This window comes from Massilia brevitalea, from assembly GCF_030711405.1.
Classification (GTDB): domain Bacteria; phylum Pseudomonadota; class Gammaproteobacteria; order Burkholderiales; family Burkholderiaceae_D; genus Telluria; species Telluria brevitalea.
Genome location: NZ_JAULSI010000069.1, coordinates 1 through 16309, shown reverse-complemented (window position 1 = coordinate 16309; position 16309 = coordinate 1). Strand labels below are relative to the sequence as shown.

Below are 16309 nucleotides of genomic sequence, written 5' to 3'. Positions count from 1 at the left end.
GCCTGACTCACACTAACCGGCCTCCACGAAAGCCGGGGCGGTTCATGACTTCCGCCTGCACATCAGTAGTGTCGTATGTTCGCAACTTCTGATCAATGCGCGACATGTGGCCTTCCAAGGGCTCAAACATACCCCGAAGGGCATCCACGCCGCTAAGATCCGCAACTGGCTGACCGCTGATGCGGGCGTCTGCTGCATTATAACGACAGAAGGCGCAAGGCATGGTCCACAGAATACGTGGGTGTAACGCTAACACTGCCCACTCAACGCCAGTGTCTTTATGATCCTGACGAAGTTTGTAGAACATCTGGCAATTAGGATGAGCGATGGAGGTCGACACCGCATCAGGATGGCCATCAAGTCGGGCCGTGTCATTGACTGACGGCGGTTGCGCCAGCTCGTTAGCCCTACTCACTGGGTAAATGCCGTTTGCTAGGATTGATGGAAGATTAGTCGCCCTGGTGAAGTGAACAAGATACGGGATTTTTATCTCAGTCGCAAATTGCTGGATCGTCACATGGCCACCGTATAGTTGCTGTTCGAATACTTCCAATAAGGCAATACTACCCTCTGTTTGGCAAGTTGGCAACATGCCATCGCATTGAAATCAACACGCATATTTCACCGGCTCCGTCCGAATCGATGGAGGTTTCGCGCATATATGATTTGCATGGTTGAGCCTGGGCCGCCACGAATGCCGCACGTAACAGTCATGAAAACAAGAACGCCACCTTCGGGTGGCGTTCTTGTTTTCGGGGTCCAATACCTTGTGCTGCATGTTTGCGCCATATGCCCCGGCAACCTGGGACGGCTAGCCTTGGTCTTTCTTTTCCCTGAATTCACCTTCGATCACGGTGTCGTCGGCGTTGGCGCTATTGCGCGCGTTGCGGCCCGGTGCGAACCGGGAAAACGGCGCCAGCAGCCGGTTAAATGCCGTTTTCCTCAACCAGGGGAAGGCGAGAAGAAAAGCCGTCGTCACTCCCGTGAACAGTGCGGGCACATGTTCGCCTCGCGCCAGGAAGCTCAACAAGGACAGGGCGAGCAAGCTTACGATGAGTGGCCGGCGCGCAGGTTTTGGCAGCAGACCGACTACGCGCAGCCGGCCATTGCTTATCCAGGGGAACCTTGCGAACAAAGCGCCCAGCAGCAGGCCTGCCGCGAATCGGCCTGTGCCGAGATAATCGGCGAACACGCCGACGACAAGGAAACCGGTGTAGGTCATCGTGCCGGCCAGGGCTGCCAGCACGCATAAGGCAAGGGCGATCGTCAGCTTGGGTCTGCTGACCGCGACTCTGATGAAGGAACCGAGGATTTGTGTACTCCTGTAAATGGATTGGAATGCTGCTGCAAAATTGTAGCAGCACTCCTCCGTGTCAGGGATTCGAGCGGGACCAGGCAAGGCGCGCCGCGACGTATCTGTTCCGGCTCCGGTAGCCGATGTGGCGAAGCAAGGAATGCCGGAGGCCGGCATCACTGGCTGTACCGATTCGGATTGCCTTCGTTGTACTCGCGTGCCTCGTCACCGTCATCGTCATCCTTGAAAACGGCCGGGCCATCCAGGCTGACGCGCACATCCGCGCCGTTCCAGCGCATCCAGGGCGTGTCCTCGCTGCCTGGCTCGGACGTCAGCCCGGATGGCGCCAGAGTGATCGTGTCGCCATCGATGATGGCGGTGCCGATTACGTAGGTGTAGACACTGTCGTCCTTCGCCGCCGCCGAACGAGTGAAGTCGTAGGCGCATTCGACCACCTGGTCGCCATATTCCATGCGCATCACGGGCCTGAGCGAGGCCACCGATACCGCGCCGTTGCCCAGCGCCGAATACACACTGAAGACGAGCGCCACCCGGCCTCCCACGAGACCGGCGATACCGGCATTCACCTCCACCGTTTCCGTCGCCGGCATCTTGGCCGACGCCACCGTTACGTCGCCGCAATGCAGCACATACGGCGTGCGGTCCAGGGCGCCCGGCGCGGCGGGTGCGGTGACCAGCTTCATGCGGCCGTCGGCCAGCAGGATGCCGACGCGCAGGTCGAGATCGTCGTTGTCGTCGTCGCCATCGCCGTTATCCTGCCAGGTGGCGCGCACCGTGATCTTGCGTGGTGCGGCAGCGCCCTTGACCAGCGATACGGTATGCCGTTCGCCGGCCTTGGTCAGGGTGATCTTGGAGAGCGAGACCTTGGCCGGCGCCGGTACTGGTGCCGGCGGGGCTGCTGCTGCCGGCGCCGATGCCGCGGCCGGAGCCGCTTCGGTGCCGCCAAAATGGGCCAGCAGCGCGGACAGGCCACCCGCGAAACCCTGGCCCACGGCGCAGAAACGCCACTGACCGTCGCGGCGATAGAGTTCGGCCACGATCACGGCTTTTTCGGTGTCGAAGTCGTGACCGGCAAAGCGGAACACGGCATTCCCGATCGTCATGCTGCTCGCACCCAGGCCGCGCATGCTGCCGGCGCCGTCGAGCGAGGCGGCAAATACCAGCCGTTCTATCGTCAGAGGCAAGTCATCGAGCCGCAGCGCAAACGTCGACTTCTGGCCGGCCGTGGACAGGACAATCGCGTTGCCAGGACTCGCCGTCTGGTTGAAGAACACCATGTAGCGGTCGTCGGACAGCTTGCCGTCCGCGTCCACGCCGAAGCAAGCCACATCGATGCTGCTGCCGGCAGCAGGCGCCAGCATCAGCTCCGTCGACAGTGTCGAGGAACATCCCAGGTCGGAAAGCTTGCTTCGGTGCCCGCGAACAATCTCAGCCATTGTGATGCTCCTCCAATATATGTGTGTGTGATTAAGTATTTCTCCTTAGAAAATTATAGCGAAAGACCGCCGTGTTGTGGCATGCCAGCTGGCCTCAGCTTTCCGTGACTTCCACCCGGTGGCTGACGGCCGTACTGCAGCCGTCGCGGTCGACCACCGTGACGACGAGCTCATAAACGCCCGGCGCCGCGTAGCCATGGCTGGCGCTGGCAGTGCCGATGCCGTCAGTCTCGTGCAGCTTGCCGGCCTGTTTGGCGCTGCCGTCGCCCCATGACCAGTGGATGCTGCGCGTGCCAGTCCCGTCGTCATCCATGAAACCGACCTTGGCTTCGAGCCGCGTGCCAATCGTGATGGAAGCCGGCGCCACGACAGGACCCAACACATGGCCAGGCACGTGACCACCGCTGTGCCCGCCACCTGGCCTGAGCAGCACCAGCCCCGCATTCGAACTTGCCACGATGACGCCGCTGTCGTTGATCGACAGCGCATGGTCCAGCACCAGTCCCGGTGGCACGCGGTGCAAGGCCCGGTTCAGGTCGAGCATGCCGCCAGCGGCGCTCCAGACGAATGCGCGCATGGCGCCGGCCCGGTCTTCGGCAAAGCCGACGATCTTCCCGCGGGCATTCACATCGCGTGCAACCGAGGTCCTGCCGCCCAGGGTGCCGAGCTCGCGCATGCCGCCGCGGCGCGTCCACGACATGGCGCGCTGCCGGCCATCGGCGTAACCGATGCCGCCGGCGATGTGCAGGCCGGGCGTCATCGCGTTCACCCAGGCCGTGGTGCCGCGCCCGGTGCCGAGATCGGCCATGCCGCCCGCCCGCGTCCACAGGAAAGGCCGGTCGCCGCCGTCGTCAAACGAGGCGAGACGGTTGCCGGCCACTTCGCCTGCCGCCCCGACCGCCACCGGCGTCGATTCGACACTGCCCCGCGTGTCGATGGCGACCGTGCCGCCCGAGCGTGTCCAGGCGAAGGCGTGCGTTTGCTCGTCGTCGACCGTGGCCACGCCGGCAATCAGGCCGGCGTCGTTCAGCACCCGGCCGGCGGAAGGCCAGGGCAAGCCGGGAGCCAGGCCCAGGTCTTCGGCGCCACCCGCGGCGCTCCAGCGGAAGGGCCGTGCCGGGCCGTCGGGCGCTTGGCTGAACGAGCCGGTGACGACGCCGTGGCTGTTGATCGCCAGCCCGTACGAACGGCCACCGCCTGCTCCGCTACGGATGCCGAGCATGCCGCCACCCGCGCTCCAGACGAAAGCGTTCTCGATACCGTGTTCGTTCAGCGAGGTGCCGGCGACCTGCCCGGCATCGTTCAGGCCGGCCACATACACACTGCTTCCGCCCAGCGAGCCGATGCCCTGGACGGTGCGGCCGTCATAAAAAAATCCCGCCGTGCGGCCGCCGCTGACCATCGAAAAGGCGACTTGCCCGGCGGCGTTGATGTGCGGATAGGCGGCGATCGTGCCAGGACCGAGGTTGATTACCCGGTAGCCTTCATGCGGGCTGCCCTGCCCGCCGTAGGCAGGGCCGGACGCCGGTTGCGCGAGCGCCATGCCGGCGCTTCCCCATACCACCGATATCACCAGCAGCCAGGCCGCACGCACCAGTTTCCACCGTGCGCGGACGGCTGACCCGCCGTTTCCTCGAACAACTCGCATGAACGCTCCCATCAGGATTGAACCGGGCCCACCGACATCGCGGCTGCCGGGCAAGAGGCATCATCATGCGCTGCAAACTGGAGCGCACGAACAGGCGCAGCATGGAATCAGGCGATCCCTTGTGCTGCGCCAATCAGCTATTCACCGATCAATTGTTCCTGAACACAAAGAGAAATCGGTGTCATGGATCGAGAAAGTGGACAGCGTCAAGCCGAGAAGCTACATTGTTCAGTTGCCAACTGCAGTTGCTACGCTTGGCGCCCCACTCACCGAACAAAGAAGAATCCATGCAGATTGCCGCTGTCCTGCGCCATACCGGCGCCTCCGTATTCGCCTTGCTGGCCCTGGGCTGCTCCACCTCGCCCGCGCCTGCCCCGATGCCGCCAGCCGCCACGTCCATCCTTTTCGTCGGCAACAGCTTCATCTACGGCGACCCGGCCGGCGCCCCGGCACCGGTCGTCAAGTTCTACCGTCCCGCAACCGTGACGGACCTGAACGGCGAAGGCATCGGCGGCGTGCCGGCGCTGTTCAAGGCGATGACCGAGCAAGCCGGCCTGCGCTACGACGTGAGCCTGGAAACCATCCCCGGCGCCGGCCTGGACACGCATTACAACAAGAAGCTGCCCGTCATCGCCAAGCCCTACGACGTGGTCCTGCTGCAGAGCTACAGCACGCTCGATGCGGCCAAACCCGGCAATCCCGAAACCCTCATCAAGTACACCGGCCTGCTCGCACAAGCCTTGCGCGCGCAGAACCCCAAGGTGGACATCCGCCTGGTCGCCACCTGGTCGCGCGCCGACCAGACCTATAAACCGGGCGGCGCCTGGTATGGCAAGCCGATCGACGCCATGGCACTGGACCTGCGCCGCGGCTACGATGCCGCCGCTGCCGCGCATGGCATCAAAGGCGGCGTGATCCCGGTTGGCGAAGCCTGGAACCGCACCATCGCCGCCGGCCTGGCCGACGCCAATCCCTACGACGGCATCGGCCCAGGCCAGGTCAATTTGTGGGCGCCGGACGCCTACCATGGCAGCGCGCACGGCTACTACCTGGAAGCGCTGACCATCTTCGGCAAGGTGACCGGGCGCGATCCGCGTTCGCTCGGCGCGGATGATCGGGTGGCGCGCGAGATCGGCATCGATGCCGCGACGGCCAGCGCCCTCCAGGGCCATGCGGCCGCGCAGCTGGCTGCCGGGCCAGGCGGTTAATAAAAGCGAAGACGCAAGCACACGCCGGACGCTGCGCCGGCGCGCCGGCCGCTACAATCGTGTCATGAAAATGCGCAAAAAATCCGACCTGCCAAGCAAAGTCTGCGCACACTGCTCCCTGCCTTTTATCTGGCGCAAGAAGTGGGAGCGTGATTGGGAGCAGGTCAAGTATTGCTCGGAACGCTGCCGCCGCGCAGGCAAACCAGCGCCCGAACAGCCGCCCCGTTGAATGCCTGCCTTCATCGCCAGGCATCTCTACTCTGCCCACATGCTGACCTTTCCAGCATTTTTTATTGTAAATAAACAACATCGCGTTGGATCTGTTCCAAGAGCAAGATACCGTATGTTATCCTTCTGAAAAGATTAATTATCAACAATTTTTGTTGCGATGAAATAATTAGAATTCACCATCTTTTCCAGGGATCGTCATGAAACGTTTCACCCAAGCGCTCGCCGCAGCAGCAATCACGCTCGCACTGAGCGGTTGCGCCAGCATCCAGTCCGGCACCTCGCAGAACGTCAAGGTATCCAGCAACCCGGCAGGCGCCACCGTCTACGTCGCATTGAAAAAAGACGGTGTGGTCACGAACAAGGTTGCGGTCGGCGTCACGCCGCTTACCGTCACGCTGTCGCGCAAGCACGGTTCGGTATTCGTCGAGAAGGAAGGCTACACCCCGGTCGAGGTAAGCCTGACGACCAGGATGAATCCTTGGATGTGGGGCAATATTCTGTTGACGAGCCCGCTCAGCACCTCGATCGACACCTCGACCGGCGCCTCGCGCGAATACGATCCGGGCGAATACATGGTCGACCTGCAAGCCGTCACCAAGTAATGCCGCTGGTTGGCGCCAGCCAGCTTGCAGCCCTTGCCGTGGCGGTGCTGCAAGCTGCCACCACGGCCACCCCTGCCCCGCCCTGCGGCTGCGCGCAATTCGCGTCCGATGCCGCGGGCGCCGAAACCGAAGCCGGGGCCGCGCTTTCGGCCAACGCCCGCCGACTACGCGATTTCGTCCTCTTTTCGCACCGCCGCCTCGGCGCAGACCTGGTCCAACGGCAAGGCCCCTGGCTCGATACGCTGGCCAGCGCCTTTCCGCATTGTGCCGACGACCAGGTAAAACTGGCCTGGTTCCGGCAGGCCCTTGCCAGCACCAGCGATACCCGTGTTTTTGCCGAACGGATTGCGCAGCAATCCGACAGCAGCCGCGCCTGCCCTCTTCCAGTCCGATGACCCTGCTGCACCTCGTTGCGCTCGCTGCCGCCTGCCTGCACCTCTGCTTTACCCCCGCACCCGCGTTTGCCGCCTCCCTGCACGACGACGTCGCCAGGGTCGATGCCGAACGGATCGACCAGGACGCGCAGTGGATCGCCTTGCTGCATTACCGCGCGCGTCGCGACGGCAGCCTCGAAAGCGAAGCGGACAGTCCGCAGTTCTTCATGGCCGGGCAAGGCAAACAATCGCCGCGGGCCGAATTGCTGGCCGCCGTGGCGGCACTGCATGCGCCGGAAGAACGCCAGGGTCTGGCCTGCCGCTTTCCGGCACGCTACGAATGGCTGCGCGCCCGGCTCGGGCACGATGACCCGGACAGCGCCCTCGACGGCTGCCCAGCCCTGTCCGCATGGCTCGCCGGTTTTCCGGGCCGGCAAGCCAGCATCGTGTTCGCCTCCAGCTACCTGGAAAGTCCTTCTTCCACCTTCGGCCATACCTTCCTCAGGATCGTCCGACAGTCTGGCAATGAATTGCTCAGCCCAACGATCAACTATGCCGCCCGCACCGAGGCGCGCGATGGCGACCTGGCTTTCGTCTCCAAGGGCCTGTTTGGCGGATTTCCGGGCGTCGCCGACGAATTGCCCTTCTACCGTCGCCTGCGCACCTATACCGAAATCGAAGGCCGCGACCTGCACGACTATGCGCTTGCGCTCGAGCCGGGCGAAGTGCGGCGCCTGCTGCTGCACACCTGGGAAACCAAGGACGGCATCTTCGACTACTACTTCCTCGATGAAAACTGTGCCTACCGCACGCTGGCCCTGATCGACGTCGCCCGGCCGCGCGCCGGCCTGCTGCGGCGCTTCCACGCTGTCACTGTCCCGGTCGACACCATCCGCACCCTGCGCGCGGCCGGGCTGCTCGGCGAGCATCGCGTCTGGCCATCGGTTCCGAAAACCGTGCGCGGCCTCGAGGCCGAGCTTGCGGCACCGGATGCGGCGGCGGCAAGCCGCATTGCGCTCGGCCAGGCCGACGTCGCCACGACCGACGGCCTGGCGCCGCAACGCCAGGCGAAGCTGCTGCGGCTGGCCTACGAATATGGTTCGGTGCTGATCGACCGCGACCAGGGCGACCGTGTCCAGCGCAAGGAGATCCTGGGCGCCATCACGCGCGCCCGTCTGGCACAGCCCGCCCCCGCCGGCGCGCCAGGCCTGGGGCCGGCATTCACGCCGGAAGACGGGCACGATGGCGGGCTGGTGGCCATCGGAGCGCTGCGGCGCGGTGGCCGCGGCCTGCTGAACCTGGAGTACGCCGCCTTCGAGCACACCCTGGCCGACCCCTTGCCCGGCTACGAGCCGCATGCCGCGATCACGCTGCTGCATCCTTCGGTCGAGCTGGGCGACGGAAAGCTGCGCCTGCGCGAGGTGGATTGGCTGACCGTCCAGTCGGCCATTCCATCGTCCACGCTGTTCGCGCCGCAAGCCTGGCGCGTGCAGCTGCGCACGGCACGGCGGCAGTACGCGGACGGCGAGCACATGGCGACCAGCCTCGCCTACCATGCCGGCAAGGCCTGGCAACTCGGCGGCAACCTGGTGTTCTCGGTGCTGCCAGGCGCAAGCATCGACACCGGCAGCGGCTTGCCGCATCGGGCCGCCCTGGCTGGCGTGCTGCGCAATTCGCTGGGCTACCAGGCCAGCGCCTGGTCGCTGCAGCTCGATATGGTGACCGAAAAATATATCGCGGGGTCGCGGCTGCGCCGGCAAGCGCTGCAGGCAAACGCCATGCTGCGCCTGTCGCGCAACCTGGCGCTCACGATCGGCGCGGCGCAACGCCAGTCGCCACGGCGCGAGGGCGAGCTGCTGGTCAGCCTGCGCTGGCGCCAGCGCAGCCTGCGTCTGCCATGGGAGCCGGACTGACATTGCACCGGCAATTGAAGGTGAGCCAGACCTAGGCCTGGCGCTTCAGGAACGAGGTGTCTTTCCGCTGAGTTGGGGAACGCATGGGCGGCGCGGCGATCCAACGTCCACCATCTTCCGCCACGAGGTGCACCATGACCACCCGACGCGCGCTGTACGGCGGCCTGCTCGCTGCCGCCCTCTTTTATTCGCCGGTCTGGGCCGCCGCGCCCCAGCCCGTTCCCGGCTTCGCCACCCGCACGGTGGCCATGCAGGACGGCGCCCGGATCTTCGTGCGCGCCGGCGGCAGCGGGCCGGCGGTGGTGCTGATCCACGGCTTCGGCGACACCGGCGACATGCGGGGCCTGCTGGCGGCGCAGCTGGCGAAAACCCACACCGTCATCGTGCCCGATCTGCGCGGCATGGGCCGCTCGTCGCGCGCGACGGCCGGCTACGATAAAAAGTCGCAGGCGCAGGACATCCGCACCGTGCTTGCCGCCTTCGGGCAAGACCGCGCCGATGTGGTCGGCCACGACATCGGCACCATGGTGGCCTATGCCTATGCGGCCAGCTACCCGGACAAGGTGACGAAGCTGGTGGTGATGGATGCGCCGGTGCCCGGCATCGCACCGTGGAACCAGATCGTGCTCAGTCCCAAGCTCTGGCATTTCAATTTCTCGGGGCTGGATGCCGAGCGCCTGGTGGCCGGCCGCGAGCGCATCTACCTCGACCGCTTCTGGAACGATTTCGCCGGCGACCCCGGCAAGATCGACGAAGAGACGCGCAGCTATTACGCCGGGCAGTATGCGCAGCCCGGCGCCATGCGCGCCGCGTTTGCCCAGTTCACCGCCATCGGCGCGCAGGACGTGGGAGACAACGCCATCCTCAACCGCAGGAAGCTGACCATGCCGGTGCTGGCCATCGGCGGCGAACGCTCGTTTGGCACCACCATGGCCGAGGTGATGCGCAATGCCGCCACGAATGTCACCGGCGCGGTGGTGCCGAACGCGGGCCACTGGCTGATGGAAGAAAATCCCGACGCCACGGTCAAGCTGGTGAGCGGCTTCCTGGAGGTGAAGAACCGGCAGGCCAGAAACTGAGCCTTCTGGCCAGGGTGGCGCCGTTCACTCGGAAGGCAGCGCGAAGATCGCCTGCAGGTCTTCCGCGCCCAGCGCCGGCGCTGGCCCGGCCGCGGCCTCGCTTGCCAGCACGGCGTTCGCCAGCTCGCCCTTGCGCCGTTGCAGCTCCTGGATTTTTTCTTCCAGCGTGCCGCGCGCGATCAGCTTGTACACGAACACCGGCTGCTCCTGCCCGATGCGCCAGGCGCGGTCGGTGGCCTGGTTTTCGCTGGCCGGGTTCCACCACGGGTCGTAGTGGATGACGGTGTCGGCCGCCGTCAAATTCAGTCCGACCCCGCCCGCCTTCAAACTGATCAGGAACACGCCGACCTGCCCGCCCTGGAACGCGGCGATCGGCGCGGCGCGGTCGACCGTGTCGCCGGTGAGCAGGGCATAGTCGACCGCACGCGCCTGCAGCTCCGCACCGATCAGCGCCAGCATGCTGGTGAATTGCGAGAACACCAGCACCTTGCGTCCTTCGCTCAGCAGGGTCTCCAGTAAATCCATCAGCGTATCGAGCTTGGCCGAAGGGGCCGCGCTGTCGGGCCGCAGCAGGCGCGGGTCGCAGCACACCTGGCGCAGCTTGAGCAGGGCGTCGAGGATCACGATCTGGCTGCGCGCCAGGCCCTTGCGGCTGACCTCTTCGCGCACGCGGCGGTCCATCGCCACGCGCACGGTTTCATACAAATCGCCCTGGGCCGCGCCGAACTCCACCGGCACCACGATCTCGGTCTTGGGCGGCAGTTCGGTCGCCACCTTGTCCTTGGTCCGGCGCAGCATGAAGGGCTTTACGCGCCGCACCAGCAATTCCTTGCGCCGCACATCGCCATTCTGCTCGATGGGCTTGCGAAAGCGCGCCCTGAAGCTCTTGTCGTCGCCCAGCAGGCCCGGCATCAGGAAGTGGAACTGAGACCAGAGTTCACCCAGGTGGTTCTGCAGCGGGGTGCCGGTCAGGCACAGGCGGTGGCGGGCGTCGAGCAGGCAAGCCACCTGCGCCGCGCGCGCGCGGTGGTTCTTGATGTACTGCGATTCGTCCAAAATCAGCAGGTGGTAGCGCTGTTTGCGCAGCGCCGCTTCGTCGCGCCCGAGCAGGGCGTACGTGGTGAGCACCAGGTCGGCCTCGCCGATGCGCTCGAACTGCGCGGCCCGGTCCTTGCCGTGCAGGAGCAGCACGCGCAGGCCGGGCGCGAAGCGGGCCGCTTCGGCCTGCCAGTTGCCCATCAGGCTGGTCGGCGCCACCACCAGCGCCGGCGCATCCAGGCGGCCCGCTTCCTTTTCCGCCAGGATGTGCGCCAGAGTCTGGATCGTTTTGCCAAGCCCCATGTCGTCGGCCAGGATACCGCCGAAGCCGTACTCGCGCAGGAACTGCATCCACGACAGGCCGGCCTGCTGGTATTCGCGCAGTTGCGCCTGCAAACCGGCAGACGCCGGCACCACGCGGATGCCAGCGAAGTCGTGCAGCTTGCGGCCCATTTCCAGCAGGCGTTCGCCGCCCATCCAGCGCAACTGCGCCGCCGCTTCCAGCTCGGCCAGGCGCGCGGCGTCGGTAAAGGGCAGCTGCATGCTGTTGCCGATGCGGTCGGCAAAATACAGTTCGCCCAGGGTGGACAGGATGGGCTTGATGCGCTGCCATGGCAGGGCCACGCGGGTGTCAGCGCCCAGGTCGAGGACGATCTCGTCGGCGTCCTCGTGCGCCGCCAGCGCGGCCGGGCTGAAGCTTGCCGGCGCCTCGCGGATCATCTCCAGCAGCATCGGCAGTAAGGCATGGCGCCGGCCCCCGACCACGATGCCCAGTTCCAGCGCGAACCAGGGATTGCCCTCGCCGTCCTCGTTCAGGTCGGCATACCAGTCCTGCACGTCGGTGATGTCGTAGCGGTAGTTGCCGTCGAATTCGATCTGCCAGCCGGCGGCGCGCAGGCGCGGCAGTTCGTGACGGGCAAACTGCAGCCAGGCTTGTTCGGTCGGCAGGCACAGGGGCTGCTCGAGATTGTCGAGCGGCGAGCCGGGGCGCGCAGGCGCAAAACCGAGTCCGGCGAGCCTGGCGCCGGCCGCCGCTTCGGCCTTCAGATGACGTTCGATCAGTTCGACGCCGCCATCGACCACGCGCCGGAACACCGGCCCCTCCTCGTCCGTCGTACTCAAGCCGTCGTACTCGAAGGAGAGCTGCGCATAGTCGTGCCAGGTCCATTCGCGGCGCCGGGTATCCGGTTCGCTGTTCAACAGCAGGCAGGGTATCGGCACGACGTCGCGGCGCTGCTTGAGCACCAGTTCCTGCGGCAGCGGCAGGGTGCGCTCGAGGCCGAGTGCGGCCAGGCGCAGCGCCATGCCGGCGCGCTCGTCGGCATGCAGAAGCGGCGTACGCGCGACCAGGTCCAGCAAAGGGCCGGCCGGCAGCGCCGCCAGGGCCTTCGGCAGCGTCAGCCGGCCCAGGATGCCGTCGTCCAGGTAGAGCAGCGGCTCGGTGGACAGGATGGCGCCGAGGCGTCCGCCATCGTCGCGGCGCCATTCCAGCGCCAGCGCTTCGCTGCCGGGCGTATCCGGATGCCAGCCGAGCGTGGCGCCGATTGGCGGGCCGGGCCGGATGCTGTGCAGGCGGCCGGCGCGCAGCCCGGCCAGCGTGTCGGCCCAGAACAGCTTGCCGTCTTCGCAGGTTTGCTCGAGCACGCGCGCGCTTAGACGCCCTTCCAGCCTGAAGCCCCCGGACAACATATTGCCGAGGCTTTGGGCAATGATCAGGCGGACCAGATCTTCGTCGTCGGGCGGCACGTGCGATGGCGGCGCCATCACCAGGCCGTAGGGGTCGTTGTGCAGCGTTGCGCCGCCGACGCTGCCGTCCTGGCGCAGGCGCATCTTGCACAGGTTCAGGAAAGGCTCGCCGCTGTGCGGGTCGGGTACCAGCACATAGCCAAGCCGGGGCGCAGGTCCTGGCCTGGGTGCGGCAGGCGCCGATGCGGCCTGCAAGGATGCCATCTGCTGCAGCCAGTATTCGGCGGCCATCGGCAGCGCCGGCCCCTGCTCCTGCTCCTGCTGCTCCAGGCTGGCCAGCAGGACCGCCACGACGTGCTTGCAGTTGTACGAGATCGGGCAGCTGCAGTTGCCCTCGAAGCGGAGCCCGCGCGGGTCTTCCCTGAAGCGGATCGTCTGGCGGTAGAACGTGCCGCCGCTGCCGCCAACCTCGCCCTCGATGCGCTCGCCGGCGTCGCGCGCGGCCAGCACCCGGCCTTCGAGCGCATAGCCCTCGCCACGGCGGAAGGTGCCGCTGTCGAACTGGCGCTTGATGTCGTCGTAGGTGAAATGCATGGATGGCAGCCGGGCTGGTGGAGGCACCATTATCGCCGATGCCTCTTCAGCCGAGCTCGCTACCTGACCACCTGCAATTTGACCTTTTTCCCATTCCGGTAGGTGTACATGGTCAGCGCTGCGTTCTTCAAGTCGCCCTTGGGGTCGAAGGCGATGTTGCCGGTGATGCCCTGGTACTGGGCCTTGGCCAGGAACGGCAGGTACTTCGCCGGGTCCGACGACTTGGCCTGCTGCATGGCCGTGGCCAGCACCATCACCGAATCGTAAGCATACGGCGCGTAGGTCTGCAGCGGCATTTTGTAGCGCTGGCGGTAGCGTTCGACAAAGGCGTTGAACTTTGCTTCCTCGGCGCCGGTCACGCCGCCGGCCACCACGCATATCACCTTGTCGTCGCCGAGCGCGTCGCCCGCCAGCTGCGGCAGCTTTTCCGAGCAGATGCCGTCGCCGGACACCAGCCTGGCGCGCAGGCCGAGCGCCTTCATCTGCTTGAGCATGGGGCCGGCCACGGCGTCCATGCCGCCGTAGAAGATCACGTCCGGGTCCTGGCCGCGGATCTGGGTCAGGATCGCCGTGAAGTCGCTCGCCTTGTCGTTGGTGAACTGGCGGCTGACGATCTTTGCCCCCTTGCCGCTGCGTACGCTGCGGTTGAATTCGTCCGCCAGCCCCTGGCCGAAGGCGGTGCGGTCGTCGATGATGGCGATCTTCTTCGCCTTCATGGTCGTGACCGCGTAGCTGGCCAGGGTCTTGCCGACCAGTTTATCGCTGGCCACCACGCGGAAGGCGGTCTTGAAACCCTGGCTCGTGTACTGCGGCGTAGTGGCGGCCGGCGAGATTTGCGGGATGCCGGCGTCGTGGTAGATCTTCGAGGCCGGCACCGTGGTGCCCGAGTTCAGGTGGCCGACCACGCCGGCCACGTGCGCGTCGACCAGCTTCTGCGCCACGGCGGCGCCGGTCTTCGGGTCGCTGGCGTCGTCTTCCGGCTGCAGCACCCATTTGACCTTCTTGCCGCCGATGGCGATGCCTTTCGCGTTCAGGTCGTCGATCGCCATGCGGGCGCCGTTTTCGATGTCCTTGCCCTGGTGCGCACCCGGCCCGGACAGCGGCGAGGCGGTGCCGATCTTCACGCTGGCCGGGGCCTGGTCTTGCGCCCGCACCGTGGGCATGGTGGCCATGATGATCAGGGACAGGATGGTAGGCGATGCTGGCATGGGGGCTCCTCTGCGATGACGGTGCTTTCATTCTACTGCCGCTATCGAAATTCTTGCCAAATATGCAAATCGTGCGCTGTATTGACACGTCCTGAGCCCGGTATCCGATCCGCCACACACCGTTGAACACAGCTATCTCATGGTCAATTTTCGACCTACAATAAACCACACAGTGATACCAGGTTTCGCTGTGCAAAACTACAATTATGGAGGCAATCCGATGAACAAGCAGCTTCGCATTTCCGCGTCGCGCCGTGCCCTCACGCCGGTGCTGACCTCGCTCGCCGCAGCCCTGGCCCTGTCCGCCTGTGGCAGCGGCAGCACCGATCCCGTCCCGCCGCCGGTCCAGACCACGCCGCCGCCGGTCGCGGTCCAGCCCGAGGCGGCGCGTCCGCAGGATGCGCGCACCTTTGCCGTGGTCGAAAGCACCCTGCCCTTCAACGCCATGACCAACGCGCCGGACACCGACCGCTGGTGGGGCACGCTGAACAAGGCGGGCTACCAGATCGAGGTACCGAAGAACTGGAACGGCATGCTGGTCATGTACGCCCACGGCTATGCCGGCACCGGCGCCAACCTGTCGGTGTCGCCGCCGACGCTGCGCCGCCACCTGATTGCGCAGGGTTATGCCTGGGCCGCGTCGAGCTACAGCACCAACTACTACGACGTGCGCGCCGGTGTCGAGGACACCAACGCCCTGGCGCTGGCTTTCAAGGACATCGCCAGCAAGAACGGCCGCACCCTGAACGCGCCGACCAAGACCTACATCGTCGGCGTCTCGATGGGCGGCCACGTCACCGCCGCCGCCGTGGACGAGGAAAACATCGCCACCGCCAACAACAAGATCCGCTATGCCGGCGCCGTGCCGATGTGCGGCGTGCTGGGCGACACCGAGCTGTACGACTACTTCGCCGCCTACCAGACCGCGGCCATGGTCGAAGCCGGCATGCCCGCCACCGACTGGCCGCCGTCGAACTGGGCCACGGTCGGCCCGCAAGTGCAGGCCAAGCTGTTCTCGAGCTTCCCGGGCGGCAGCACCCCGACCGCGCAGGCCGTGCCGACCGCCCAGGGCATGCGCCTGAAGCAGATCGTCGCCAACCTGAGCGGTGGCGCGCGTCCGCTGTTCGACTACGCTTATTCCGGCTCNCCAGGGCATGCGCCTGAAGCAGATCGTCGCCAACCTGAGCGGTGGCGCGCGTCCGCTGTTCGACTACGCTTATTCCGGCTCCTACCAGAACACCGTGTGGGGCACCTTCGGGCGCGACGGCAAGATGCAGGGCATCCTGAACGAGGACGTGGTCACGACCAAGGACATCACCTTCCAGCTCGACGCCGACCCGGCCTTGAGCGCGGAAGAAGTGGCCTACAACGCAAGCATCTTCCGCGTGCCCTCGGTCCTCGACGCCAACCGCCTGCGCCGCGACGGCCTGCGCTGGATTCCGAAGACGAACGCGCAGATCAAGGTGCCGGTGGTGACCATCCACACCCTGGGCGACTTGTACGTGCCGTTCAAGATGGAGCAGATCTATAAGCGCCGCGCCGACGCGCTTGGTACTTCGAATCTGCTGGTCCAGCGCGCGATCCGCGGCATTGCCCACTGCGACTTCACGATTGCGGAACAGGCCTCGGCCTTCGATGCGATGATCAAGTGGGAACAGCAGGGCGTGAAGCCGGAGGGCGACGACGTGCTGACGCCGTCGGTGGTGGCCGATCCGCAGTATGGCTGCAAGTTCACCGACAACACGCGCTCGCCGGACGACAGCAACGCGCTGCTGGCGGTGCGGGCCTCGCTGCCGCAGTGCACGCCACGCTGAGTTGAGCCGTTGATGCGCTGTTGATGCAAAACGCCAGCCTGCGGGCTGGCGTTTTTTTGCTCTGAACCAGAGCCCGGACACCATGCAAGCTGATAGAGTCTTTCAGGCCGATACGATGACCCGTATCTATGGACTCCACCCGTTTTGCAAGAAGAAGATTGAA

At 65.6% G+C, this 16309-nt stretch carries 13 protein-coding genes; 7 read left to right on the top strand and 6 right to left on the bottom strand.

Features of this window, described 5'->3' with window-relative positions; genetic code table 11:
* Positions 1 to 7 precede the first annotated feature (7 nt).
* From QWL29_RS25075 to QWL29_RS25060, 4 genes are all read right to left on the bottom strand, one after another.
* Positions 8 to 592, bottom strand: coding sequence for a DarT ssDNA thymidine ADP-ribosyltransferase family protein (locus tag QWL29_RS25075; RefSeq protein ID WP_305825579.1), 585 nt, complete (start codon positions 590 to 592; stop codon positions 8 to 10).
* Between the two features lie 219 nt (positions 593 to 811).
* Positions 812 to 1471, bottom strand: a complete 660-nt coding sequence (locus tag QWL29_RS25070; protein ID WP_305825578.1) for an FxsA family protein — start codon at positions 1469 to 1471, stop codon at positions 812 to 814.
* The gene (locus QWL29_RS25065) at positions 1471 to 2751 is read right to left on the bottom strand and encodes a TerD family protein (protein ID WP_305825577.1); all 1281 of its coding nucleotides are present in this window, start codon (positions 2749 to 2751) and stop codon (positions 1471 to 1473) included. Before QWL29_RS25065 ends, QWL29_RS25070 begins: the two co-directional genes overlap by 1 nt.
* 94 nt (positions 2752 to 2845) lie before the next feature.
* Positions 2846 to 4294, bottom strand: coding sequence for a PKD domain-containing protein (locus tag QWL29_RS25060; protein WP_305825576.1), 1449 nt, complete (start codon positions 4292 to 4294; stop codon positions 2846 to 2848).
* A gap of 392 nt (positions 4295 to 4686) precedes the next feature.
* On the opposite strand from QWL29_RS25060, the gene QWL29_RS25055 reads away from it, so the two are divergent.
* The 6 genes from QWL29_RS25055 to QWL29_RS25030 all read left to right on the top strand — a co-directional run bounded on the left by QWL29_RS25055 (position 4687) and on the right by QWL29_RS25030 (position 9806).
* On the top strand, positions 4687 to 5607 hold the full coding sequence (locus QWL29_RS25055; RefSeq protein WP_305825575.1) for a PEP-CTERM sorting domain-containing protein: 921 nt from the start codon (positions 4687 to 4689) through the stop codon (positions 5605 to 5607).
* Positions 5510 to 5836, top strand: a complete 327-nt coding sequence (locus QWL29_RS26880) for a DUF2256 domain-containing protein (protein WP_370663743.1) — start codon at positions 5510 to 5512, stop codon at positions 5834 to 5836. Before QWL29_RS25055 ends, QWL29_RS26880 begins: the two co-directional genes overlap by 98 nt.
* 199 nt (positions 5837 to 6035) lie before the next feature.
* Positions 6036 to 6440, top strand: a complete 405-nt coding sequence (locus tag QWL29_RS25045; protein WP_305825573.1) for a PEGA domain-containing protein — start codon at positions 6036 to 6038, stop codon at positions 6438 to 6440.
* Entirely contained in the window at positions 6440 to 6835 is a 396-nt protein-coding gene (locus QWL29_RS25040) for a hypothetical protein (RefSeq protein WP_305825572.1), read from the top strand. The genes QWL29_RS25045 and QWL29_RS25040 overlap by 1 nt, the downstream gene beginning before the upstream one ends.
* On the top strand, positions 6832 to 8727 hold the full coding sequence (locus QWL29_RS25035) for an Lnb N-terminal periplasmic domain-containing protein (protein ID WP_305825571.1): 1896 nt from the start codon (positions 6832 to 6834) through the stop codon (positions 8725 to 8727). Before QWL29_RS25040 ends, QWL29_RS25035 begins: the two co-directional genes overlap by 4 nt.
* 134 nt (positions 8728 to 8861) lie before the next feature.
* The gene (locus tag QWL29_RS25030; protein WP_305825570.1) at positions 8862 to 9806 is read left to right on the top strand and encodes an alpha/beta fold hydrolase; all 945 of its coding nucleotides are present in this window, start codon (positions 8862 to 8864) and stop codon (positions 9804 to 9806) included.
* A 24-nt stretch (positions 9807 to 9830) separates the two neighbouring features.
* Here QWL29_RS25030 and QWL29_RS25025 read toward each other — a convergent pair whose 3' ends face one another.
* Both QWL29_RS25025 and QWL29_RS25020 read right to left on the bottom strand, forming a co-directional pair.
* Positions 9831 to 13124 (bottom strand): DEAD/DEAH box helicase, encoded by a 3294-nt coding sequence (locus QWL29_RS25025; protein ID WP_305825569.1) that lies wholly within the window; start codon positions 13122 to 13124, stop codon positions 9831 to 9833.
* A gap of 59 nt (positions 13125 to 13183) precedes the next feature.
* Positions 13184 to 14332 carry a branched-chain amino acid ABC transporter substrate-binding protein gene (locus tag QWL29_RS25020; RefSeq protein WP_370663742.1) on the bottom strand — a complete coding sequence of 383 codons (1149 nt, stop codon included), beginning with the start codon at positions 14330 to 14332 and terminating at the stop codon, positions 13184 to 13186.
* 1472 nt (positions 14333 to 15804) lie between these two features.
* Here QWL29_RS25020 and QWL29_RS25015 point away from each other — a divergent pair.
* Positions 15805 to 16146, top strand: a complete 342-nt coding sequence (locus tag QWL29_RS25015) for a hypothetical protein (protein WP_305825568.1) — start codon at positions 15805 to 15807, stop codon at positions 16144 to 16146.
* The last annotated feature ends 163 nt before the right edge of the window (positions 16147 to 16309 follow it).